The sequence below is a fragment of the Mycoplasmopsis agalactiae PG2 genome (genome assembly GCF_000063605.1).
GTDB classification, from domain to species: domain Bacteria; phylum Bacillota_I; class Bacilli_A; order Mycoplasmatales; family Metamycoplasmataceae; genus Mycoplasmopsis; species Mycoplasmopsis agalactiae.
In genome coordinates this window covers 650,476-676,147 of record NC_009497.1, presented here as the reverse complement: position 1 = coordinate 676,147, position 25,672 = coordinate 650,476, and the positions used below count along the sequence as shown (strand labels likewise).

The window sequence follows — 25,672 nt, the reverse complement described above, 5'->3', positions numbered from 1 at the left end:
ATATTTTGTTTTTCTAACAAAAGGAGAAGTATGTTTAAATTATCGAAAGCAGTAGCTAAAGATTTAGATGATATTTTTAGCTTTTTAAATAATGATAAGTTGCTTAACTTCTTTTTTATTGGTGATATTCAAGCATTTGGGCTTGATGCTGAGTTTATGCCTGTGTTTGTTAATAAAGATGATAATAAGGTTAATTGTGTAATTTTAATTTACTATGAAACACTTTTAATTTATGATCCTTTTAACTTAATAACAATTGAGCAATTAGAGAAATTAGTTAAAGAGCATAACATTAAAACAATTAATATTAGTGATAAAATCTTTAGCCATTATGCTGCTTATTTTGAAAAAAATAAGGAAGTCTATGAAGTAAATCATCAAGAATTAGCTTACTGCGATAAAAGCATTAATGATATGGATTTATCGGAAGTAAAAAGGGCTGAGTATGATGATTTAGAGCAAATTGTTGAATCTAGAATGCAAATTGGTGAATTTAAGTTACTAACTTCAAGTTATCAAAAAGAATTGGAAAGTTACCAAAACTCCTATAAAAAAGGCATTTTAGATCCTTTTATTATTAAAAAAGACAACAAGGTAGTTGCTAATGCATTAGTTGCTATTAAAACAAATGATTCAGTTTTAATAGGCGGAGTTTATTGTTTAAATGAATATAGAAACAAAGGATATGCTACTAAAACTGTAGTTGCTTTAACAAATCATATTATTAATGATGAAAAAAAGACTGCAATGCTTTTTTATCACAATCCTGCTGCCGGAAGAATTTATCACAGAATAGGTTTTATACCTTGCGGTAATTTATATACAATTTCAGTCATGAATGAGTAGCACTTAAAAAAAGAGGTAAATATGCTTAATTTTTTAGAAAACAGAATACAAAAGTCTATTAAAAAAATGGCTAGCAAAACTGTTGTTAGTGAAGAAGATATTTTAGGTGTAACTAGAGATATCAAAATGGCCTTGCTAGAAGCTGACGTTAACTTAAAGGTAGTTAAAGATTTTGTGGCTAATGTTAAAGAAAAAGCACTTAGTGCTAATTTAGTTGGCACACTTAATGCTGAACAAACAATGATTAAAATTGTGCACAATGAGCTAGTTGACATTTTAGGCAAAGAAGTTAGGCCAATTGAAATTACAAAAAAGCCATATATTATCATGATGACTGGGCTACAAGGTAGTGGTAAAACCACAGCTTGTGCCAAAATTGCTTATTTTCTAAAGAAGAAAAACCAAATTGAAAAACCTCTTTTAGTTGCTGCTGATATTTATCGTCCTGCTGCTGTGCAACAATTAGTGACACTAGCTAAAGGCATACAAGTTGATTATTTTGAAAAAGGCACTAATTTTTCTGCACAAGAAATAGTTAAAGATGCTTTAGTCTTTGCAAAAGAAAATAAAAATGATCTTATTATCATTGATACTGCAGGTCGTTTGAGTATTGACGAACCTTTAATGAATGAATTATGAGAATTAAAAAACATTAGTGAGCCACAAGAGGTCTTTTTTGTAGCTGATGCACTTAGTGGTCAAGATATTATTAATGTTGCAAGCACTTTTAATGATAGATTAAAATTAACTGGCTCAGTTATAACAAAGCTCGATTCTGATGCGCGTGGTGGTGCTGCACTTAGTTTTTCTAAAGTTTTATCATTACCAATAAGATTTATTGGTACTGGTGAAAAAATTAGCAATCTAGATCTATTTTACCCAGACAGAATGGCTGATAGGATTTTAGGCATGGGCGACGTTATGAGCTTAATTGAAAAAGCTGAAGAAGTTATCGACCCATCAATGGCTAATAATATGGTGGCAAAACTGTTACGTGGCAATTTTACAATTGATGATTTAATGAATAATTTAATGCAAATTAAAAAACTTGGAAAAATGAGCAAAATTTTAAAAATGATTCCTGGTTTAGCCAACAAAATTAATCCTGAAAAAATTGAAGAAGCAGAAAGAAAATTAGCAATTTATGAAATATTAATTAGCTCAATGACGCTTAAAGAAAGAAAAAATCCTAAATTGCTCAAGCAAGCTTCTAGAAAGAAAAGAATTATGGAAGGCTCAGGTAGAAGTGCGCAAGAGTATAACAAGCTTTTAAATGACTTTGACCAGATGTCAAAAAATATGACTGAAATGGCTAAAAGAGTAAAGAGTGGAGACTTCTCTGAGCTTAATAAATTAGGTTTTGGCTCTGGTGGATTTTAATATATAATTGGGAAATATATGAAAGCAATTAATAATTTTCTAGTTCCTAGACTTTTTAGCGAAAAATATATTGAAGGCACTTTGGCATTTAAAAACAACCATGGTGCGCTTTTGTCGCAATCAATTTATTGATCTTTTGTAGCAGCAACATTAGTTGCTTCGTTATTAATAAGCTTATTTAGGCGTGTAATTAAAGAAGATTATGCAAGAGCTACAAAAATAATGTTTATGCAAAAAGTGCTGTTTTGAAGACTTTTTGGGATATTGTCATTATTAGGAATACTAGCAAGAATAGGAATTGTTATATATACTGATTATGCATTTAAATTCGAGGTATTGCCCCTTCATTTTTGCCGGCTTATGGTTATTTTCTTGTCAATTGCAATGATTATTAATCGACCTGATTTAATTAAATACTTCGGATTCTTAAGCGTTTTTGGTGCAATTTCTGCTCTATTTGTACCATCAATGGGTGAATATTCAGGTGCTGATAGCTTCTGATTCTGAGATTATTTACTACTTCATGTTTATTCATTTATTGTTCCATTTATTTTATTTGCGATTTCTAAATTTGAATACACATTTAAAACAACTGTTGAAACAATTGCATTCTTTGTTGTACTTTGTTTAGTAATGTTTGGTTTAAATTTTGCTCTTGATACATATGCAAAAGATCCAAGCTGAAAATCAAATTATTGATACTTAGGTCTTAATGAAAATAATGATTTATATGAAAAATTTGGTAAAGTAATGGCTTGACCAACTCATATCTTGCTTTTCATTTTTTTAGGCATTGTATTAACAGTATTATTTGTTGCCATTTGAGCTCTTTTTGTCAAATTACACATTGTCAAAGTAGAAGGAAAAATTAAAGCTTACACCACTCGCTCTGAGTTTTGAGCAAGTTACAAAGAGTCAATGAAACAATTTTTCAAAAAAGATAAAAAACCTAAAAAAGACGAATTTGCTACCAGCACAAATTAATTGAGCAATTCGCTTTGCTATCTTACATTTTAATATAAAATAATTTTTACAACAAATAGCATATAGAGTTGCGGAGCTTTGCTAGCTATGATGCAAGCCAACCTGCATATTATTGTAAGGTGGACAGCAAGAGATATATTATCTAACATGCTTTATGATAAATTTTCTCCCGACCTATTTGCATAAATAAATAGGCGGGTGTTTTGTTTTATGAGCATTAAAAGAAAAGTATTATTCACTAGTGAATCAGTTGGTTTAGGTCATCCTGATAAGATTTGTGACCAAATTAGCGACGCTGTAATTGATGAATTTATCAAACAAGATCCTTACTCAAGATTAGCAATAGAAACTGTTGCTTCTGGCAATCAAATTTATATAACAGGCGAAGTAGCATCTAATGCCACTGTAGATATAAAAGATGTCGCACTTAAAACAATTTTTGATATTGATAAAGATTATCAAATCAATGTACCTGAAGTTATTTTAAATATTAAAAAGCAAAGTGATGATATTGCTCAAGGTGTGCTTTTAGATGATGATGAAATTGGTGCGGGCGATCAAGGAATTATGTTTGGTTACGCAACAAATGAAACTCCAGAATATATGCCTCTTGCCATAACTTTAGCACACAGAATAGTGCAAAAGGCTAGTGAATTAATTAAATCAGGCGAATTTAAGCATGCTAAAAGCGATATGAAAAGTCAAGTAACTTTAGACTTTTCTGAAGAAAAAGTTAAAGTAGACACTGTTTTGTTTTCATGTCAACATGATGAAAATTTTGACGAAAAATCCTTTAAAACAGTCATTAAGGAAAAAATAATTTATCCAATCATGGATGAATATAATATGAATATGCCAAGCAAAATTTTAATAAATCCAACTGGCAGATTTGTAATTGGTGGAATTGTAGGTGATGCTGGTTTAACTGGTAGAAAAATAATTGTTGATACATACGGCGGAACTGCACATCATGGTGGAGGCGCTTTTAGTGGCAAGGATGCTACAAAAGTTGATCGTTCTGCTGCCTATGCATGTCGTTGAATAGCCAAAAATTTAGTCGCTGCTAAAGTCGCTGATAAGCTTGAAATACAAGTATCCTATGCTATAGGTGTTGCTGAACCTGTTTCAATTTTTGTTGATACATTTGGAACCAACAAAGTATCTAATGAATCAATTATTGATGCAACAAATGCTATTTTCGACTTAAGACCAAGAGCTATAATTCATGAATTAGGACTAAGGAAGCCTATTTATAAAAATACAGCTTGCTTTGGCCATTTCGGCCGTAAAGACATTACGTTTCCTTGAGAAAACTTAGACAAAGTCAATGAAATTAAAGAATATTTTGGCATAAAATAAGTATAAAATATTATGCAAACTAAAGCATTATGGTAAAACATATAAATCACCATATTAAAAGGGGTCACACGCATGCGTAAAATTGTTAGAGTCAAGAATAAATTACGTGCTGAAAAAAAGATTACACAAATTACAATTAGAACAAGCACGTGACAAAAGAAGAGCTGAAAGAGCAGCTGCTGAACAAGCTAAATAATCATTTCAAAAAGTAAAAAAAATCAAGCAAACAACTGCTTGATTTTTAATTCTTGATTTAGTTTAATTTTTCCCTTAGCTCTATAAAACAGTTAGATAATAAAATTTCATTATCATTTGTATCTTGTATAAGCAGTCTATAAGCGGCTTTGTTTTTTTTAAAATCTATTTCGTCAAGAATTGAGATGAGCGGAATTAATTGATTATTTTCATTATAGATTGAAGAGTCATATGTTTTTTTATTAAGTTTAAATACTAGTGTAACTGCATCTCTAAAAATATTTAAGCTTGAGTTAGTAAATTCAATCCTAGTAGAGACATTTGTATCAGGTTCTTTAAAAGTGTATGCTTTTGTTTCTATTCCATCAGGACTTTTATAAATTTCGCACTCAGCATCAATTTCAGTTTCAATCTTTACATTTTCAGTATTTGGTTGCTTGACTAGTGAAGTAAATATTAATTTCATTGTGAAAGTCTTTTTAAAATTATGTCTTTGCCAAATAAATAAATTGATTTAGCTAATTCTGGCCCATGCTCAATGTAAGTTGTTGCAAGTCTAATAGGCATAAACAAATTTTTGCCCTTTTTGCCTGTTTTAAAGGCTACTTGGTCAATTGCTTCTTGAATTTGGCTAATTGTAAAATCCTTATTTTGAAACTCATTTTTAAAAGAAAGCACAACTTCAAGATCAGCTTGAGTTAGACTTGGAGCAGTTTCTGAAGGCTTATCATAATTTTCTTTTTCAACTAATAGTTGCTTAAGCGCAAACACACTTTGTTTAAAAGTATCAACAAATAAATTTGTTCACTCATCATTATTTAAATTTAGCTTATTAATAATTGATTCATTATCCATATTTTTAATATATTGTTTTGAGAATCATTGCATTTTTTTAATGTCAAATTTTGAAGGCGACTTACTTAATCTTGAAGGTTCAAATTTAGCAATAATTTCATCATGAGTCATTACTTCAGAATTATCAGCACTAGTTCAACCTAAAAGTGATAAGAAGTTAAAAATAGCGTGCGGATCATAGCCATCGTTTTTATAATCTTCAATAAATTGTTTTAATGATGTATCCCTTTTTGAAAGTTTTTTACCTTCCATATTGGTTATAACTGTAAGGTGTCCAAATTCAGGAGCCTTTCAGCCAAGTGCATTGTAAATTGAAAGCTGTCTAGGAGTATTAGTAATATGCTCTTCTCCTCTTAAAACATGAGTTATTTCCATATCAAAATCGTCAACTACTACTGCAAAATTATATGTAGGATAACCGTCTGATTTTTGAATAACTCAGTCACCAATATCGTTAGAATCAAAGCTAATTTTACCTCTTACAATGTCATCTCATTCATAAACAACATCTTTGGGCATACTAAATCTTATTGAGTATTCGCCGGCTTTATCTCTTTTTTGTTTTTCTTCTTCGCTTATCTTAAGCCAGTTTTTGTCATATCTAAAAGAAGCTATTCCATTCTTTTCAGCTTCAGAGTGCTGCATTTCTAATTCTTCAGAAGTGTCATAAGATTTGTAGGCAAGGCCTTTTTGTACTAATTCATTCGCAATCTGTCTATATCTTTCTAATTTTTCGCTTTGTCTATATTTTCCATATTTTTCATTAGGATTTAATGGGCTTTCATCAGGAATTATTCCTAATCATTTTAAATTTTCTAACTGACTTCTTTCACCATCAGCCACATTTCTTTTAACATCAGTATCTTCTAGCCTAAAAACAAAAGTACCATTGTAGTGTTTAGCAAATAGATAGCAAAAAAGAGCAGTTCTAGCACCACCTATATGTAAGTATCCAGTTGGACTAGGAGCATATCTAGTTCTAACTTTATTCATAAATAATTCTCCGTTTTGATAAAAATAAACTTGTAAGTTTATAAAGTTGATTTAAAAACTAATTATTAGTTTTGCTAATCCTAAATAATATATTTAATATTATAAGCATTTTAATTTACAGTTTTTAAAATTATCAAACAATAAAAAATGTCCATAATATAAAAATATTTTCATACATTTTGAGTATGGCATATTTTTTGCATATTAGAGCCAGTTAAATAGAATTGTATAATTGAATTAGTTGGTATATTTTCGTCATTTTTAGCATTAGTTTTCCAAAGGATAATAAATGAAAAAGCCTACTTTATTGATGTTAACACCCATTATTATACCTTCATTAGCAATTAGTTGCACTAATGGTCAGTCTAACAGTAACAAAGATATTTCGAAAATAATCATTAATCCTGCAATTCCTGGAAATATACCTGGAACGCAAGATCATTCAACTCCTAGCGATAAGGATAAGCAAGATAAAAACGATAATTCACATACTCATACAATTCGTAATAATGAAGTTTTAAAAGTTAAAATTAGCTATGTTGATAATGATAAGGTAATTAAAGAAGTAGAGTATGTTAAAGGCGAAGTATTGTATCCAATTTCTCTATCTGAATTTACAAAAGAAAAACACAAATTAGTTGGCTATTATTTAGACAATAAGTTTACTAATAAGTTACCAGTCAATTTTCATCCTACTACTGATACTAAAATATTTTTAAAATTTGAAGAAATAAAAAATCCTGTTTTTACTGAAAACGACCATAAATTAGTCTCTTTAGTCAATTTAAGCCTAAAAAATCAAAATGTTAAGATTGCTAAGTATAATGATATTGACTATATTGACTTAGATCAATTTATCGAGCTATCTAAAGATGTGCTTGTACTTAATAATGATTTGGAAATTAATGATGCATTACATAGTGGCAAAGTATATAGATTAAAAAGGTCTTTTAAGGTTGAGAAAACAAGTAATAATTTTACCTTACAATCTATAAAACAATATATTTCGTCAAATAATGAAAACAAAAATATAACTAAAAAAAGTTATATTATGTTTGATTATCTTAAACAAGAAATAACCGTTTCAGGCTTTGATTTTTTCGATTCAGTTAAGCCATATGAGCCTGAAGGAAAGCTAGAATTTTATGAAGATTCAAGCAACAAGTTCACTGAATTCAAGATAAACTTACAAAAGTATAAAATCAGCATGCTTAACAAAAACGGCAAGCTATATTTACCATTTGTAATGCTTAATCAGTTAATATTGGGCGAATCAGAAAATCAGCTTTATTTTAATGGTGATAAAGTATATATTTTTGAATTTAATCAGGTTCATGTTCATAATAATAATGAGAGTAAGACAAAGCTTCTTTCAAATGCTAAAGATGAGCCAATTCCTCTTAATTATAGGGATTTTCAGTATAATTACTTGTTGTTTCTATTAGATACTTTTTATCCAATAAATCCTGAAGGCAACAGCTCATATAATGATTTTTTAAAGCAATATAAGAATGACATTTTGAGTGATGATAACATAACACACTTTAAAGCACTTAATTCTATTATCTATGATCTAGATGATATTCATACCAAAGCGTTGCTTTGAGGACATCAATATGTAAGTAATTTAGAAAAACAAATAGAAGAGCGTGAGAACGATGAGCTAAAGGAAAGAAGAAAAAGATTCAAGCAATATGAAAGAGAATTGTTGCGAATTGAATCACGTCATAATTTAGATGAAGCAACTGTTAGATATACAAAAGATAACCAAACTGCAATAATAAAAATTGATATCTTAACTCGTTATACAACTGAAGGACTTAAAAAGCAGCTTTCTGAAGCTAAAGATAAAAGTGTCAAAAACATTGTCTTTGACTTAACGCTAAATCGTGGTGGTTCAGTTCAAGCTACTTGAGAAATTTTAGGATACTTAACAAATCAAAAGTTTAAATACAACAAGTTTTATCCTTTAACTAAGGACAAAACTATAACAAATATTAAATCTAAGGTTTGACAGCCTGAATTTAATTTTAAATACTTTATTTTAAATTCTCCTATAAATTACTCAGCTGGAAACATGTTTGCAGCTGTTGCCAAGAATAACAATTTGGCTAAAATTATAGGGTATAAGTCTGCTGGTGGAGCATCTGAAGTTAGGATAAGTGTTTTACCTACAGGCACAATTATTAGAAGAAGTGGCAACTATACATTATGTAATCTTGGTTTCAATACTTATGAATTAGGTGTAGAGCCTGACATTGAGTTTGATAAGAAAAATGGTGAATATGATTTTGAAAAACTATTTGATCTTGAATACATTAAGCAAATTATTAATAAAAGCAATAATTAATTATTAAAAATAAAAGGAGTGGCAATTATTATGAAATTGAAAAAACTAAAACATATATTTTTAGCATCTTGTGTTACTGCTCCTTTTATAGGGCTTTCAGCAATTGTTAATAATAGCAGTAATGATGAAATAAGTTCAAAATTAAATGAATTTGATTTAATTCCCTTAGCAAAAGAATTAAATCGCCAGCCTAAAAATAAAAAAGTCAAAATGTACATGCATAATGACGTGCCTTATATAGGAATAAAAGAGTTTTTAGATGCTGTATCTAAAATTGTTAAAAATGAGAATATAGAATATAGTTTTGATGTCAAAAAAGTTGTATTAACCTATAAAACAGACAAAGAGGGCAAAAACAGTCTTAAAATTGTAATTGACTATGATAAGCAAAAAATAACTGTTTCTGACTACAGTTTCTTTATTTCTATATTAAGAAATCATGAACGTGGTGAAGAAAAATTAGATATTGAATTTTTAAAGTCTGAAAATAAGAACTTGACTAAAGAATTTGAATATGATCTTAGAAAATATGATATTTTTATTCTTAAAGACAAAAGTGATTTGTACTTACCTCAAATTTTATTAAATCAAATATTTTTAAATGAATCAAACATTCAAACATACTTTAATGGTGAAGTTTTAAATTTATTTAGATTCGTTGAATCTTTATCAGGATCAGGATATTTTTATCTTAGACAATCAATTAAAAATAATGAAACTTCAATTCCTAGCGGTCTAAAAGAGTTTCAAGCAAAATATTTTTCATTTTTGCTTGATCATTATTATGGAATTAAATTCAATGAAGATGAGACAATGAATGAATCGTACAAAGGTTTTATAGAAACATATAAAAACAGAATTACGCACACTAATAGCGATATACATTACTTAACTACAAGAGAAATTATTAGAGATTTAGATGATTCTCATACTGCTTATATCTTAGATGGATATTATTCAAAAAATAATGAAGTACTTAAGCATCCTATTAAAAGTAATAAAAGAATAACTGACAGATTTAATTTAGGGGAAAAATTAGGAAAGCTTTACTTTAAAAGCAATATTGAGTATCAAAATGTTTTTACTCCTGATGGCAAAACATCAGTAATTTCATTCAAAGCATTTGAAGAAAACAGTGCTGTAAGCATTGAAAAATCTTTAAACGAAGCTAAAGAAAAAGGGATAAAAAACATTATTTTCAATGTTACTCATAATGGCGGTGGTTATATAGGTGCAGCCTATGAAATTATGGGCTTTTTATCTGACAAACCTTTTAATGTATGAACTCATAATCCTTTAACAGGCGAAAATAAAATTGAAACCATAAAGTCAAAAAAAACAAAATATGATTTTAATTATTTTGTACTCACAGCTCCTTTTTCATTTAGCGCTGGCAACATTTTTCCACAGTTAGTGCGCGACAATAATTTAGGAAAAATTATAGGATATGACACTTTTGGTGGTTCTTCTGCAATTGGATATTACATTTTGCCAACTGGTGATATTATCCAACTTAGCAGTAACACTGTTTTTACTGATAAAAATTTCAAAACAACTGAATTTGGCATAAGTCCGGATTATCCATTTAAAGAAAATATTGAAACCGGTGCCAAAAACTTATATGATTTAGATTACTTACAAAAGTTTGTTAATGATATAAATAAAGAAAGCAAAAAAGAGCCGAATAAGCCTATAAATAAGCCAGATACAGAGCCTTTGCCTAAGCCAGCTGAACCATCAGTGCCTATTTCAAGACCACATAATAATCCTGAGTTTAATTCTGATAACGGTAATATAATGATCATAATCCCTGATAGTGGTTTTACTCCTAATAATATAGAAAAGTCACAAGGAAAAGGCAGAAAAGCAGGCATAATTGCTGGTATTTCAGTTGGGATAGCATCAGGTGTAGCTGCTCTATCTTCAATGTCATATTTCTTAGTTAAAAAATTCAGGAAGTAAAATGAATAAAAGAGAACTAAGAAAATTAATGATTGCTAAACGAAAAGAACTTACACCTGAATACAAAACTAATGCCAATTTGGCCATCAGTACTAGTGTAATTTACTTTATAAATAAAAACAGATTTAAGCAAATCTGTATTTATTTGCCAACAAAATATGAAACTGATACAAGCAAAATAATAGAATGGTGCTTGCATAATAATATAAAAGTTTATGTTCCTAAAGTACTAGAAGACAACAAAATGGTTATGACTTTAATTGATAATAGAACTGATTATCAATTAAATTTATTTAATATTAATGAATCTAAGTCAGATATTTTGTGCAACATAGAAGAAATTGATTGTGTTTTTACACCTTTAGTAGCTTTTGATAATTCTTTAAATAGAATTGGCATGGGCAAAGGATTTTATGATCGTTTTTTTAGTGAAAACAATGGCAACTATTTAAAAATAGGATTATGTTTTAATGATCAACTAGTTGAAAAAATTGAATCAGAAACAAGTGATCAAATGCTAGATTTAGTTATTACTGAGTCAAAAATTTATAGTTAGCTTCCAAAGTTTTTATTGGTTCAACTTTTCTTAATTTTCCTGTTTTATAGTAATAAAAACCAAGCAATGGGCTTGGCTTTTTTATTTTCCTCTCAATGAGTTCAATCAACTATTTGTTAAATCGATGTCATATGCTGATTGTTTCGCTCTAGGAACCAAATTTGATCTTAAAGCTTTTTCAGCTCTTTCTTCTTGTTCTTTATTTGGATCTTTCGCTTCATTTTCTTTTTTTGAAGGCTCAAATTTATAAATATCTCTTGCTCACACATCATATATGTATGTTGAAGCTCTTATGCCTTCTAGGTCATCATCTAGATTTTCAACTTTTTTTGCTACTTCTGTTGCTACTGGAACTGAAGGCGTTGCAGAGGAATCGCTATTTGATGATCCTGCAGATTCTAAATTCTTTTCGTTTTCTTTATTTTCTTTAGCAGCCTTAGCTATTTCTGATTTTGCTTTTGGTTGTTCAGTTTCTGTTTTAATTTCTTTAGTTTTAACAGGCTCCTTAACATCCTTTTCTGGCGCTTCAGATTTGATTGTTTTGCTATCGCATGAAGCTGCTATCATTGGGAAAGAACTAGCAAGAGCAAGACCCCCTATTAACATTAATTTTCTTTTCATTTTGTTAGTCCTTTATACATAAATTGAATACTAAATTTTAAGCAATTTAGGTTGCTTAAATCAACAAGTATTTTATATAAACATAGATATTGAAAAAGAAATAAAAATGAAATAAGCATGCTCTATTGAAAAAAATTTCATATTGAGTCTTTAACTATTTTTTTAGAATTAGTTAAGTAGCTAAACTCAAAAAAATTTAGGTTTTTAGCATACAAATAAAAACATAGTTTTTAAGTCATATTTTGCGGCTTTTATGACTTAATTAATATAATTAAAATAATACAAGTTTTAACATTTTAATTTCATCGTTTTTATATCTAAAGGGGGAGTATATGGGCAACAAAATAACCAAAGAAAAATTGGGCTCTAAAATTTGAGCAGCTGCTAATCATTTAAGAGATAAATTGGAGGCTTATGAATACAAGGACTATGTTTTAGGGCTAATACTTTATAAGTTTTTGTGTGAAAAACAAAGCAATTATTTAATTAAAAATTGGGTAACTAAAGAACAACTTAAATATCTTGATAGCAAATATTTAGACAACATATCTAATTTTAGTGCTTTTTATACTGGCAATAATTTAGAAAGTGACTATGAAATCTTTAAGGACGCAAAAAAAGAGTGTATTGACGAAAATGGCTATTTTATAGACTATTCAGATTTATTCATTGCATGATTAGAGAACAAAAGCAGCTTTAATATTCAAGATTTTCAACAAGCTTTTAATAACTTTAATAACAGCATTAATGATGCACATAAATCACTATTTAAAGATTTATTTGTTAAATTTGAAAGAGATTTAAGTAAACTAGGCTCTGATACTAACGAGCAAACTAAAGTAATTTCTAGCTTGCTAGATATTATTAATGATATTCCTTCAACTAATCAAGATTATGATGTTTTAGGATACATTTATGAATATCTTATTGCCCGTTTTGCTTCATCAGCTGGCAAAAAAGCCGGAGAGTTTTATACTCCTCATGAAGTGTCAGAATTAATGTCCAAAATAGTTGCTCATCATCTAAAAGACAGAAAAGTTATTAAAGTTTATGACCCAACAAGTGGTTCTGGTTCACTGCTTTTAACTATTGGCCAAGAGTTTAAAAAATATAACAGTGGTAATAGTCCAGTAAGCTATTATGCGCAGGAATTAAAAGCTGAAGTTTTCAACTTAACTAGAATGAATTTAATTATGAAAAACATCAGTCCAACTGAAATTCATGCTCGTAATGGCGATACTTTAGAGCAAGATTGACCAATGTTTGAAAATAATGACTATAGTTCATATCAACATTTATCAGTTGATGCTGTTGTTTCAAATCCTCCTTATTCTCAAAAATGAAATGCAGAAAAGCATACATTAGACCCTAGATATATTGAATATGGCATAGCACCTAAGACAAAAGCAGATTATGCATTTTTACTTCATGATCTTTACCACGTGCAACCTGATGGTATTATAACAATAGTCTTGCCACACGGAGTTTTATTTAGAGGAAATTCTGAAGGTCAAATTCGTAAGACTTTGATTCAAAAACAACAAATAGATACAATTATTGGCTTACCAGCCAATATGTTCTATGGCACTGGAATTCCAACAATAATTATGATTCTTAAAAAACACAGAAGCGAAAAAGATATTTTATTTGTTGATGCTTCAAAACTTTATGTTAAAGAAGGTAAAAACAATAAATTTTCTAAGTCACATATTAAAAAAATTGCTGATGTAGTAAATAATAGAATTGAAATAGAAAACTTTTCACGTCGTGTGTTGCTTGATGAAATTGTTGCAAATGATTACAATCTTAATATATCTAGATATATTGACAACTTTAAAAAACAAGAGCAGCATGATCTTTATTCACTCATGCATGGTGGTATAAGTAAGGAAGAGTTAGCAAAGCTTGATAACTTCTTCGACTTATTTACAGGCTTAAAAGGCAAATTATTCAAAATAAATGCAAACAATTATTATGAATTAAAAGTTGCTAAAGAAGATATAAATTCAACTATTAAAGGCGAATGAAATGTATCTGAATACATCAATAGTTTTGACAAAAAAAGCACTAAATTTTTAAAGTTTTTCAAAAATTTTGTAACTTCAGTTGAGCAAATTGAACACATTAATCTTGTTGAATTAGAATCAGCATTAACTGACTATATTTTTGAAAATATGGACAGTATTCCATTAGTTGATGCTTATGATATTTATCAAATTTTTGTCAATAATTTTGACTTAATCAAAGATGACATTGAGCTAATAAGCAAATATTATCAAGAGAGCGAAGATAAAAGTAATGTTTTATCTGAGATTTTAAATGGTGAGATTGAAAAACTTGAAACCAAAAGCAAGAAAAGTGCTACTAAGGGATATAAATCAAATATTTTTGATAATGAACTAATTCAAGAAAAGTTTTTTAGCGACAAATACTGACTAATGCGTGATAAATCTGATGAATCTGAAAGTCTCAAGAATGAATTAGAGGAATTAGAAAAGTCAATTTCTGAAGAAGAAAAAACTGATGAAATTTATGATTTTGAAGCTAATAAATTCAAACATGAAAATATCGAAAAAGCCTATAAATCAATGCTGAAGGACATAGATTCCTTGGATCAAGAAAGCATAGAATTTAAGCTAACAAGTATTTGTTTACTTAGAAGCAAAATATCTAAAGTTGATAAGGATAAGAAAGAATTATCAAACTTTTTAGATGAAGAGTCATATAACAAGTATATAAGTCTTTCTAGCGACGAGTTTTATGAACTTTTAATTGAAAAATGACTAACTCCCGTTATTGAGCAAATTAATCAAATAGGTATAAATTTTGTTGAAGACTTTATTTCAAAAATTGAATCATTAGCAGAAAAATACAGCGACACATTAGAAGATATTAATGACCAAATAGTAGCAAGTGAGCGTGAGTTAGTTGAATTATTAAAAGATCTTAAAGGCGAAGAAAGCGATATGAAAGCCATTGATGAACTTATTAAGATTTTAGGTGGTAAGTAAATTATGAGTGAAAAATTATTGGTTCCTAAGATCAGATTCAAGGAATTTACTAACGCTTGAGAACAGTGAAAATTGCATGAGTTAGTAAGTTATAGAAGCTCTACAATGGTAATAAATGATGTTAAAAAATATGGAATGTTTGATGTATATGATCCAAATAAAGCAGTGGGGAAAACCAACAAAAGACCAATAGAAGTTAGCTACATATCAATTGTTAAAGATGGCGATGCAGGACGAATCAGGCTATTGCCCAAAAACATTATAATATTGAGCACAATGGGTGCTTTAATTGCCAGAGAACCTTATAAAATAGACTTCATCTACCATTTGTTGACATCATATAATGATCTTTCAAAAGAAAGAAATGGTTCAATAATTCCGCATATATATTTTAGAGATTATGGACATAATATTTACAACATTCCTGAAGGCAATGAACAATCCAAAATATCATCCCTGTTTTCTATCCTTGACTCCCTAATCACCCTTCATCAGCGTAAGCTTAACAGTCTTAAAAATATCAAAAACACATTGCTAGAGAAAATGTTTGTATAGGAGAAGTATGCAATTTAATAGTGAAAAAGATTTTGAAGATGCAGTTGTTCAATGTTTGCAAGAGTGTGGCTGAAAAGGATTCCCTGATAAATTTAGCAGTTCTAAAAAGTACAATGTAATATTGGATAATGTAACTGAAGATGACTTAATTGAAAACTGGAAAAACATATTATTTGAGAACAACAAAGACGTTCTTAATGGCATTGAATTATCTGATGAAGAGATGCAACAGATTATTCAAAAAGTGCAAAATTGCCAAAATCCTGTTGACATAAACACACTTATAAATGGTGAATATATTGGCATTATTAGAACTAATAAATTAGATTTAGTAATGTTTAATAAAGAAGTTCAGCTTAAAATTTTTAAAAGAAGAGACATAAATGCAGGTGAAAGCATTTATCAGATTGCAAGGCAAGTTAGAACTGATGTATTAGAAGATTCAAAACAAAGAAGAGGCGATGTAATGTTGCTCATTAATGGTATGCCATTAATTCATATTGAGCTTAAAAACAGGGGTGAAGAGCTAATTAGAGCCATTACACAAATTAAGAATTACACTAAGTTAGGTCTTTATAAAAGAGGCATTTTTAAGCTAATACAAATTACTGCTGCAATGAAGCCTAATGAAATAATGTATATGCCTAGAGCAAATGATTCTGAGCAAATTGTTACAGAAAAATTTTTGAAATGAACTGATGAAAATAATAAGTTAATTAATGATTGAAAAGAAATCATTGATAAGGTTTTTAGAATCCCTAGAGCACACAGAATGATAGCTGATTTTACAATTGCAGATGCTGCTGACAATACTTTAAAGGTTTTAAGAAGCTATCAAATTCATGCTGTAGAAAAAATACAAGAGAAATTTTTTACCAATAAAGTTTGTAAAGACACTGGAAGCAAAAGAAGCTTAAAAGGTGGCTATGTTTGACACACAACCGGTTCAGGGAAAACATTAACTAGTTTTAAATTAGCAACATTATTATTAGAATGAAATCAAGCTGATATTGTAGTTTTTGTTGTTGATAGAATCGAATTAGGAACTCAAACAAAAAATGCTTTTAAGAACTTTAATTCTTCAGGAAAAATTGAAGTTTCTGAAGCTGATGGTACATATGATTTAGTAAAAAAAAATTATCAACTGCTACTGAATCAATGAAACAAAAATTGGTTATTACGACTATTCAAAAACAGTCTAACATTGATAAAGATTCGTATGCTAAGCAGCTAGAAGAAATAGCTAAAAAAAGAGTTGTGTTTATTTTTGATGAAGCACACAGATCAACAAATGGTGAAATGTATAAAGACATCATTGAAAATAATCCAAATGCAGTTGTTTTTGGCTTTACTGGTACACCAATTTTTGAAAAAAATGCAAAATATGGGCTAACTACTGAAAGCAATTTCGGCCCACTTTTGCATAAGTACACAATGAAAAACGGTATTGAAGATAAAAAAGTTTTAGGCTTAAGTTGTGACTACAAATTTATTGATAAAGTATTGCTTCCTGCGATTAACACAATAGATAGCAACGAAAATGATTCAGTTTTTAACTCTGCAAATGCAGAAATTAAGCTTAATAGTCTTAAGAATTTAATAAATGCTAAAGATGAAGAGTTGCTAAATTATGAAGAAAATCTTTATAACAAAATTAAAAATAGTAGAGACTATAAAGAGCAAGTTGTAACGGAAATCTTAAAAGACTGAAAAAGAAAAAATCTTGATAATAACTTCTCAGCTATTTTTGCAACAAGCAAGATTCAAGATGCGATTGAGTACTATGAAATATTTATCCAAAAAACCAGTGAAACAGGCCAAATGGTCAAATTTACTGCTCTTTTTGATCCTTCCACAGATGTCTCTGAAAATGCTGATAATTATTCAAAAGGACTAATAAAATCTGAAAAAGTTAAACAAATAATTGCTAGATACAATAAAGACTTTGGCACAAAATTTGATGTAAATAATCTTAATAATAACCATTCTAATTTTAAAGTCGATATTCAAAATAGATTAGCTAGAAAATATAATCATAATAATTTAAATAAAGAATTTAAATTAGACATATTAATTGTTGTTGAGCAGTTACTAACTGGGTATGATTCAAAATATATTAACACAGTTTATTTTGATAAAACAATGAACTTTGAACACTTAATTCAAGCTATTTCTAGAACTAACAGAAACTATAATCCAATCACTAAGCCTTATGGCAATGTTGTATTTTTTAGACAACCTGGCAGAATGAGATGAAATATGCATGAAGCCTTAACTGAATATGTTGATATTGATCCAGGAATGGCCTTGCCTAAGAGTCTTGAGAACTTTTATTCTAAAATAAATGAATCATTTAGAAACATACAAAATGTTTTTACTAAATGAGGCTTTAGCAACTTTGAATCAGTGCCTGATGTAGCGGAAATAGATGAAAATGATCAAGAAGCTTTGCATGAGTTTAAAACATTTTTATTTAATTTTCAAAAAATTAGAAAAAATCTAACACCAGCACAGATTTTAGGTTTTGACTGAGAAGAAAATAAAGATTCAGTGAACTTAACCAAAGATCAATATGAACTAATTTATGCCAGAATAAAAGACATCGATTTTTCTAAATTTAAGATTACAGTCGAAAATGAAGATGAAAAGTCTTTGATTTTTGAACTAGCTGATGTAGATAATTCATCAATTAATATAACTATCAATAAAGAATATCTAAATACACTACTTTTAAAAATTAAAAGTAGCTACCATAATCAAGCTAATAATGAAACTGATGCAAGTGTGCAAAATTCTTGAGAAGAAATAAACAAAAAATATATTCATAAGTATCCTAAGGAACACCAAGAATTAGCTAGAGAATGTATCAACGAAGTATTAGAAAATTATGATTCATTCAATGAATTTGATTTTAAAAGCTGTGTTGTTGCCAAAATTCAGAAAAAATACAATGAAAATATTGAAAATTTTGCTAGTGAAATGAATATTGATTCCGATAAGTTAAAAGAAATAATTAATTCTAGTGAACCAGTTAATGCCTATGGTAGATTAGGAAATTTATGTAATGTCAAACTTACTAATGATATTAAGCTAATTATTGCTAAAAAATTAAAGCTTACAAATGCAAACAGCATTAAACCAGGGCAATTTAAAAAATATATTAAAGACTTTATTTTAAAGAAAAGAGAAAGAAAATTTAAAGTTATATAAAAATGCTGCAAATGCAGCATCAATTACGTGGGTAACTATACTTTTTATTAATTAAGTGCAGATATTGATCTCATGACTAGATCAATATCTTTATTTTCGAGTTCATTTATTATATGTAAATAGATTCGCTCAGTTGTATTCATGCTTGAGTGACCTAGTCTTTTAGCTACTGATGCTATTGATACACCTGCATATAACAAAATAGATGCATGTGTATGTCTTAGTCCATGAATGCTAATAACTGCTGGAATTTTAGCTTTTTTACATCTACGCGCTAAAATGTCATTAATTGTTGAATTAAAAACCTTTTCTTTGAAGACAAAAATTGGTTTATTTTTTTCTAGCCCTTGTACTAAAGATGCAAAACGAGAAATTGTTTGTCAGTCTAGCTGAATTTTTCTAACTGAAGACTTATTTTTTGTAGGTAAAAAGCCGCCTAATTCCTTGTAATTTCAAGTTTTAGAAATATTTAAAAGCTGCTTTGTAAAGTCAAAATCATCAGGTGTAAGAGCAACTGCCTCTGAAAATCTAAGCCCTGTTTTAGCGATTAAGAAAATAAGTCAGTCAAAGTTCAATTTGTCCTGTAAATTAAGCTCTTTGAGCAAAAGTTGTAGTTCAAAATTACTCAAAAATTTAATCTTTTTTGGCCTAGCAGCCTTGCCTTTTATTACAACCTTTCTTGTTGGATCTTTAGTTAAAAGGCCCTCATCAAAAGCATCAAGCAAACAGCCTTTTAAATGATGGTGAAAGTCCATTGTAGTTTGCCTTTCATGACATTCAGCATATTCATTTATAATTTGTTGATAGCTTACTCTATCAAGATCACAAATTTTCAAGTCTGGTGCTAATTTTATTATTCAATCAAGAGTTAGTTCATATTTTTTGAAACTAACCTTTCTAATAGAACCTCGTTTGTAAACATTTATTCAATTTTGAAAATATTTGTACAGTAAAATATCTGTTTTTTTCATTTTCCCCTTTCATTTTTACCCACGCTGATGAAGGGTGATTAGGGAGTCTAGATGATAAAATAGGGACGATATTTTTGATTGTTCTTTTATATCTGATGTTATTTGCAAGTCAATATTCGCCATGGCATTATTCATTAATTTTGGATTGCCAACTTTTGTTACATGTTTATGACTGACTCTAGATAACGCTAATGCTAAATAAATGTTTGGTTCGAACTGTTTTTGAGATAGTATTCCGCATACATTTGTGGCATAAAATAAGCCTTTTCTGTAAAATACAGTCCCGGCGTTAGCACCATCAGTAGTTCATGTTATAGAGTTGGTTGTTAAGTATTTATTGTAATAACCCAATAACCCATCATTAACAGTTTGAGAAGAATAAATTGGATATATGTATTCACCTTGCCTATTGCTGTAAATATTCTTTTTTGGAACAACATATCCTCTACCAACAGAGAACATATCACCTATTTTCCACTGTTCTCAAGCGTTAGTAAATTCTTTGAATCTTATGCTTGGAAATTGAGATTTTTCATCACAAAACATCTTATCAAGCAGTCTATTTTTAAGATTTTTTAAGCTAGAAAGCTTACGCTGATGAAGGGTGATTAGGGAGTCTAGGTGAGAAAATAGGGATGATATTTTGGCTCTTTCAATGTCATAATTTGGTAAATTGACTTTTATTTTATCTAGATTAGAAAGAGTGATCATGGCAAAGGTTCCTATTGTTATCTTTCTATTTACTTCATTTTGAAAGTTTTTAGAAGACAATAGATAATAAATAAATTCCACATCATATTTTTGTTTTGGTATTATTCCCAAAATTCCTTGCTTAGTTGCCGTTTTTATCTTATTTATAGCCACATTGCCAATTGTTGCCCCATTTGTAAAAATTATGCTGTTTTCTGGTGCCAGTCATGCAGAAGAGTTGATTAATCCATTTTCAGTTATAAAATATTTACCATTTTCAATATATTTATTAACTGTGTCTTCAACCTTTATAAATGGTATCGTCCCGTTCTCATAATACTTTTTTATAGATGTAGAGGGAGTCCCTCCCTCAGATGCAAATTGGTAAATATTGGCAAACTTTTCCTGTTCTCAAGCGTTAGTATTTTTTTTAATTTTAGGCTTAAAAATTGAGATCATTCACCACAAAAATCTTGTTAATTAGCATACATAAGATTGTGTAAAACCATTAAACATAATTTATTTACTACTATTAAATCCTCATCATTAATTTTGACAGAACAAGATATAAAACAGGTACAAAAGTAGAAAAATATATGCAAAGTTAGCTGCAATAAATAATCAATAACAAAGCAATTAAATAATAAAAAGCCAACTAAAGACAAGTTAGTTGGTCATTTTATTTTTTGTTTCCATTAGTATATAAAAATAAAAGTAATTAAATTAAAGAATTTACAATATTTTCATCTAATAAAAACTGTTCTAGTCCAATGTATAAAATTCCATTTTCGTCATGTCTTGGGACGATTTTATCTTTAACAATAACAATCTTTTTAAATGAATCGTTAACATTAATAAGTGATCTTATTTCTTGTTGCTGTTTTTCATTTGTATCTATATTTAAGGCAGATTGGATATAGTATCTTTGGTGAGCTTTGTTAATAACAAAGTCAATTTCTAATTGCTTTTTCTTAAATACATTATTTTCTTTTATTCTATTTTCCACAACGCCAACATCAACATTGAACTCTCTTTTAATTAATTCATTATAAATAATGTTTTCCATAAGGTGCGAAGGATCAATTTGCTTGAAATTTAGTCAAGCATTTCTTAATCCAACATCAGTAAAATAGTACTTTAATGGTGTTTGAAAATAAGAACTGCCCTTTATGTCATATCTATATGCTTTTGAAATAATGAACGATTCACAAAAGTAGTCTAAATAGTTTTAAATAGTATTTGAACCTATTTTGATATTCTTAGTTGATAAAAATCTGTTTGATAACTTAGTTGGATTTGTTAGTGAGCCAATTGAAGAAGAAATAAAGTTTAATAGTATTTCTAAAACTTCTTTTTCATTGTATATATTATGTCTTTCTAAAATGTCTTTAATATATGTTTTTGTAAAAACATCTTTTAAGTATTTGCTTTTTTCTTCATCAGAACTACAGGCATATATTTCAGGCAAGCCACCATAAACCATATAGTGCTCTAATGCTTGTTGCTTGTTTTCAAATAAGTCATATATTTCACTGTAAGATAATGGATTTACTCTTATTTCATCGCCCCTGTCGCGAAATTGAGTTAGCACATCAGTTGAAAGCATTTTTGAATTACTCCCAGTTATATAAACATCTACATTTGTCATTTTTACTAAGCTTAATAAAACATCTATAAAACTAACATCATAATTACCATTTTCTAAATATGGATTCTTAATTGTTTCACAGTACTGAATTTCATCAATAATTACATAGTAATTCTTATTTTCATCAGTAATTTTAGACTTAATATATTCATTTAGCCTTATAGGATTTCTGTATTCTAAAAATTCAATATCTTCCAGAGTCATTGTAATTATTTGCTCTTTTTGAATATTTTTAGCTAACAAATATTCATAAAAAATCTTTAAAAGTAAGTATGACTTACCGCATCTTCTTATGCCTGTAATAATTTTTACTCTGCTATTATTCATTTTTTCAATAAGCTTATTCAAATAAAAGTCTCTCTTTATTTGCATAGACACCTCATAAAATTTAGGGTAAAATTACCTTTTATTTTATATATTTTACTTATTTTTAGAGTAATTTGTTGGCAATTCAAATAATTTAAGGTATTTTTACCCTTTTTATTACGAGTATAAATTTTTTTACATTTTGACATGCTTAGGCTAAAAGATGACTAAGGAGGCTAAAGGGTTGTGCTGTAGAGCTACTAGTTGGTGATTTATAGATCCTAAATAAAGTTAGAAAAATAACTCGATACTGAAGAAATTTCACGCCAGTTTTTAACTAAATTTTTAAGCTAGTTAATTAGCTATAGCGCACATTCTTGCTAAAAAATTAAATTTTAAAACACAAATAAAAGCATAGTTTTTAAGTCATATTTTGCAGCTTTTATGACTTAATTAATATAATTAAAATATTATAACTTTTTATAGCAAAGGGGAGTATAATGGGCAACAAGATAACTAAGGAAAAATTAGGTTCTAAAATTTGAGCTGCAGCTAATAAATTAAGAGACAAATTAGAAGCTTATGAATATAAAGACTATGTTTTAGGGCTAATACTTTATAAGTTTTTGTGCGAAAAGCAAACTGATTATTTAATTAAAAATTGAATATCTAAAGATCAGCTTAAATATTTTGATAGCAAATATTTAGACAACATATCTAATTTTAGTGCTTTTTATACTGGTGATAATTTAGAAGGTAACTATGAAATATTCAAGGATGCAAAAAAAGAGTGCATTGACGAAAATGGCAATTTTATAGACTATTCAGATTTATTCATTGCGTGATTAGAAAACAAAAGCAGCTTTAATATTCAAAATTTTCAGCAAGCTTTTAATAACTTTAATAACAGCATTAATGATGCACATAAATCATTATTTAAAGATTTATTTGCAAAATTTGAAAGAGATTTAAGCAAACTAGGTGCGGACACTAACGAGCAAACTAAAGTAATTTCTGACTTGCTAGATATTATTAATGATATTCCTTCAACTAATCAAGATTATGATGTTTTAGGCTACATTTATGAATATCTTATTGCCCGTTTTGCTTCATCAGCTGGCAAAAAAGCTGGTGAGTTTTATACTCCTCATGAAGTGTCAGAATTAATGTCTAAAATAGTTGCATATCACTTAAAAGACAGGGAATTTATTAAAGTTTACGACCCAACAAGTGGTTCTGGTTCACTGCTTTTAACTATTGGCCAAGAGTTTAAAAAATATAACAGTGGTAATAGTCCAGTAAGCTATTATGCGCAGGAATTAAAAGCTGAAGTTTTCAACTTAACTAGAATGAATTTGATTATGAAAAACATCAGCCCAACCGAAATTCATGCTCGTAATGGCGATACTTTAGAGCAAGATTGACCAATGTTTGAAAATAATGACTATAGCTCATATCAGCATTTGTCAGTTGATGCTGTTGTTTCAAATCCGCCTTATTCTCAAAACTGAAATGCAGAAAAACATACTTTAGACCCTAGATATATTGAATATGGCATAGCACCTAAAACAAAAGCAGATTATGCATTTTTACTTCATGATCTTTACCACGTGCAACCTGATGGCATTATGGCAATAGTCTTGCCACATGGAGTTTTATTTAGAGGAAATTCTGAAGGTCAAATTCGTAAGACTTTGATTCAAAAACAACAAATAGATACAATTATTGGCTTACCTGCCAATATGTTCTATGGCACTGGAATTCCAACAATAATTATGATTCTTAAAAAACACAGAAGCGAAAAAGATATTTTATTTGTTGATGCTTCAAAACTTTATGTTAAAGAAGGTAAAAACAATAAATTTTCTAAGTCACACATTAAAAAAATTGCTGATGTAGTAAATAACAGAATTGAAATAAAAAACTTTTCGCGTCGTGTGTTGCTTGATGAAATTGTTGCAAATGATTACAATCTTAATATATCTAGATATATTGACAACTTTAAAAAACAAGAGCAGCATGATCTTTATTCACTCATGCATGGTGGTATAAGTAAGGAAGAGTTAGCAAAGCTTGATAACTTTTTCGGCTTATTTACAGGCTTAAAAGACAAATTATTCAAAATAAATGCAAACAATTATTATGAATTAAAAGTTGCTAAAGAAGATATAAATCCAACTATTAATGGCGAATGAAATGTATCTGAATACATTAATAGTTTTGACAAAAAAAGCGCTAAATTTTTAAAGTTTTTCAAAAATTTTGTAACTTCAGTTGAGCAAATTGAGCACATTAATCTTGTTGAGTTTGAGGAGGCACTAACTGATTATATTTTTGAAAATATGGACAGCATTCCATTAGTTGATGTTTATGACATCTACCAAATTTTCGTCAATAATTTTGACTTAATCAAAGATGACATTGAGCTAATAAGCAAATATTACCAAGAGAGCGAAGATAAAACTAATGCTTTATCTGAAATATTAAATGGTGAACTTGAAAAACTTGAAAGCAAAAGCAAAAAGAGTGCTGCTAAAGGATATAAATCAAATATTTTGAACCTTGAATTAATTCAAGAAAAATTTTTTAGTGATAAATACTGACTAATGCGTAATAAATTTGATGAATCTGAAAGTCTTAAAAATGAATTAGATGAATTAGACAAGTCAATTTCTGACGAAGATAAAACTGATGAAATTTACGATTTTGAGGCCAACAAATTTAAATATGAAAATATCGAGAAAGCCTATAAATCAATGCTAAAAGAAATAGATTCACTAGATCAAGAAAGCATAGAATTTAAGCTGACAAGCATTTGTTTGCTTAGAAGCAAAATATCTAAAGTTGATAAGGACAAAAAGGAATTATCTAATTTCTTAACCGAAGAGTCATACAACAAGTATATAAGTCTTTCTGGCGATGAGTTTTATGAACTTTTAATTGAAAAATGAACAACTCCTATTATTGAGCAAATTAATCAAATAGGAATAAATCTTGTCGATGATTTTATTTCTAAAATTGAATCATTAGCAGAAAAATACAGTGACACATTAGAAGATATTAATGACCAAATAGTAGCAAGCGAGCGTGAATTAGTTGAATTATTAAAAGATCTTAAGGGCCAAGAAAGTGATATGAAAGCTATTGATGAACTTATTAAGATTTTAGGTGGTAAGTAAA

At 28.7% G+C, this 25,672-nt stretch carries 19 protein-coding genes; 12 read left to right on the top strand and 7 right to left on the bottom strand.

The features are described from left to right. The first annotated feature begins 30 nt into the window (after nt 1-30). The 4 genes from MAG_RS02975 to metK all read left to right on the top strand — a co-directional run bounded on the left by MAG_RS02975 (nt 31) and on the right by metK (nt 4,569). A complete protein-coding gene (locus MAG_RS02975) occupies nt 31-846 on the top strand; it encodes a GNAT family N-acetyltransferase (RefSeq protein WP_011949741.1) in 816 nt (271 codons plus the stop codon). 21 nt (nt 847-867) lie between these two features. Beyond that, complete coding sequence (gene ffh / locus MAG_RS02970; RefSeq protein WP_011949740.1) at nt 868-2,226, top strand: signal recognition particle protein; 1,359 nt, start codon at nt 868-870, stop codon at nt 2,224-2,226. A gap of 18 nt (nt 2,227-2,244) precedes the next feature. Next, nucleotides 2,245-3,210, top strand: coding sequence for a YwaF family protein (locus MAG_RS02965; RefSeq protein ID WP_011949739.1), 966 nt, complete (start codon nt 2,245-2,247; stop codon nt 3,208-3,210). 210 nt (nt 3,211-3,420) lie between these two features. Next, nucleotides 3,421-4,569 (top strand): methionine adenosyltransferase, encoded by a 1,149-nt coding sequence (gene metK / locus MAG_RS02960; RefSeq protein ID WP_011949738.1) that lies wholly within the window; start codon nt 3,421-3,423, stop codon nt 4,567-4,569. 253 nt (nt 4,570-4,822) lie between these two features. Here the strand turns inward: metK and MAG_RS02955 are convergent, their stop codons facing one another. Together MAG_RS02955 and gltX are read right to left on the bottom strand one after the other, a co-directional pair. Continuing rightward, complete coding sequence (locus MAG_RS02955) at nt 4,823-5,230, bottom strand: hypothetical protein (RefSeq protein ID WP_011949737.1); 408 nt, start codon at nt 5,228-5,230, stop codon at nt 4,823-4,825. Continuing rightward, nucleotides 5,221-6,612 (bottom strand): glutamate--tRNA ligase, encoded by a 1,392-nt coding sequence (gene gltX, locus MAG_RS02950; RefSeq protein ID WP_011949736.1) that lies wholly within the window; start codon nt 6,610-6,612, stop codon nt 5,221-5,223. Before gltX ends, MAG_RS02955 begins: the two co-directional genes overlap by 10 nt. A 289-nt stretch (nt 6,613-6,901) precedes the next feature. Here gltX and MAG_RS02945 point away from each other — a divergent pair, with 289 nt between their 5' ends. The 3 genes from MAG_RS02945 to MAG_RS02935 are packed head-to-tail and all read left to right on the top strand — an operon-like array spanning nt 6,902 to nt 11,480. After that, a complete protein-coding gene (locus MAG_RS02945; RefSeq protein WP_011949735.1) occupies nt 6,902-8,962 on the top strand; it encodes a S41 family peptidase in 2,061 nt (686 codons plus the stop codon). A gap of 30 nt (nt 8,963-8,992) precedes the next feature. Then, nucleotides 8,993-10,924, top strand: a complete 1,932-nt coding sequence (locus MAG_RS02940; RefSeq protein WP_011949734.1) for a S41 family peptidase — start codon at nt 8,993-8,995, stop codon at nt 10,922-10,924. Nucleotide 10,925: 1 nt separating this feature from the next. Next, complete coding sequence (locus MAG_RS02935) at nt 10,926-11,480, top strand: 5-formyltetrahydrofolate cyclo-ligase (protein WP_011949733.1); 555 nt, start codon at nt 10,926-10,928, stop codon at nt 11,478-11,480. Nucleotides 11,481-11,561: 81 nt separating this feature from the next. Here MAG_RS02935 and MAG_RS04440 read toward each other — a convergent pair whose 3' ends face one another. Continuing rightward, nucleotides 11,562-12,101: a variable surface lipoprotein gene (locus MAG_RS04440; RefSeq protein WP_011949732.1), complete on the bottom strand. Its 540-nt coding sequence runs from the start codon at nt 12,099-12,101 to the stop codon at nt 11,562-11,564. A 332-nt stretch (nt 12,102-12,433) separates the two neighbouring features. On the opposite strand from MAG_RS04440, the gene MAG_RS02925 reads away from it, so the two are divergent. Genes MAG_RS02925 through MAG_RS04535 form a run of 4 tightly spaced genes read left to right on the top strand, consistent with a single transcriptional unit; the run spans nt 12,434 to nt 18,877 of the window. Continuing rightward, nucleotides 12,434-15,112, top strand: coding sequence for a type I restriction-modification system subunit M (locus MAG_RS02925; RefSeq protein ID WP_011949731.1), 2,679 nt, complete (start codon nt 12,434-12,436; stop codon nt 15,110-15,112). Nucleotides 15,113-15,115: 3 nt separating this feature from the next. Then, nucleotides 15,116-15,667: a restriction endonuclease subunit S gene (locus MAG_RS02920; RefSeq protein WP_011949730.1), complete on the top strand. Its 552-nt coding sequence runs from the start codon at nt 15,116-15,118 to the stop codon at nt 15,665-15,667. Between the two features lie 7 nt (nt 15,668-15,674). Next, entirely contained in the window at nt 15,675-16,901 is a 1,227-nt protein-coding gene (locus MAG_RS04435) for a DEAD/DEAH box helicase family protein (protein ID WP_011949729.1), read from the top strand. Next, the gene (locus MAG_RS04535) at nt 16,826-18,877 is read left to right on the top strand and encodes a type I restriction enzyme subunit R domain-containing protein (protein WP_011949728.1); all 2,052 of its coding nucleotides are present in this window, start codon (nt 16,826-16,828) and stop codon (nt 18,875-18,877) included. The genes MAG_RS04435 and MAG_RS04535 overlap by 76 nt, the downstream gene beginning before the upstream one ends. Nucleotides 18,878-18,924: 47 nt before the next feature. On the opposite strand, the gene MAG_RS02910 is transcribed toward MAG_RS04535, so the two are convergent. The 4 genes from MAG_RS02910 to MAG_RS04595 all read right to left on the bottom strand — a co-directional run bounded on the left by MAG_RS02910 (nt 18,925) and on the right by MAG_RS04595 (nt 22,558). Continuing rightward, nucleotides 18,925-19,848 (bottom strand): site-specific integrase, encoded by a 924-nt coding sequence (locus MAG_RS02910; RefSeq protein WP_011949727.1) that lies wholly within the window; start codon nt 19,846-19,848, stop codon nt 18,925-18,927. Nucleotides 19,849-19,863: 15 nt separating this feature from the next. After that, on the bottom strand, nt 19,864-20,997 hold the full coding sequence (locus tag MAG_RS04050) for a restriction endonuclease subunit S (RefSeq protein ID WP_011949726.1): 1,134 nt from the start codon (nt 20,995-20,997) through the stop codon (nt 19,864-19,866). Nucleotides 20,998-21,256: 259 nt separating this feature from the next. Next, nucleotides 21,257-21,760, bottom strand: a complete 504-nt coding sequence (locus MAG_RS04600) for a DUF4143 domain-containing protein (protein WP_408634301.1) — start codon at nt 21,758-21,760, stop codon at nt 21,257-21,259. Nucleotides 21,761-21,766: 6 nt separating this feature from the next. Beyond that, nucleotides 21,767-22,558, bottom strand: a complete 792-nt coding sequence (locus tag MAG_RS04595) for an ATP-binding protein (protein WP_011949724.1) — start codon at nt 22,556-22,558, stop codon at nt 21,767-21,769. 434 nt (nt 22,559-22,992) lie between these two features. Here MAG_RS04595 and MAG_RS02895 point away from each other — a divergent pair, with 434 nt between their 5' ends. Then, nucleotides 22,993-25,671 carry a type I restriction-modification system subunit M gene (locus MAG_RS02895; RefSeq protein WP_011949723.1) on the top strand — a complete coding sequence of 893 codons (2,679 nt, stop codon included), beginning with the start codon at nt 22,993-22,995 and terminating at the stop codon, nt 25,669-25,671. Nucleotide 25,672 lies beyond the last annotated feature (1 nt).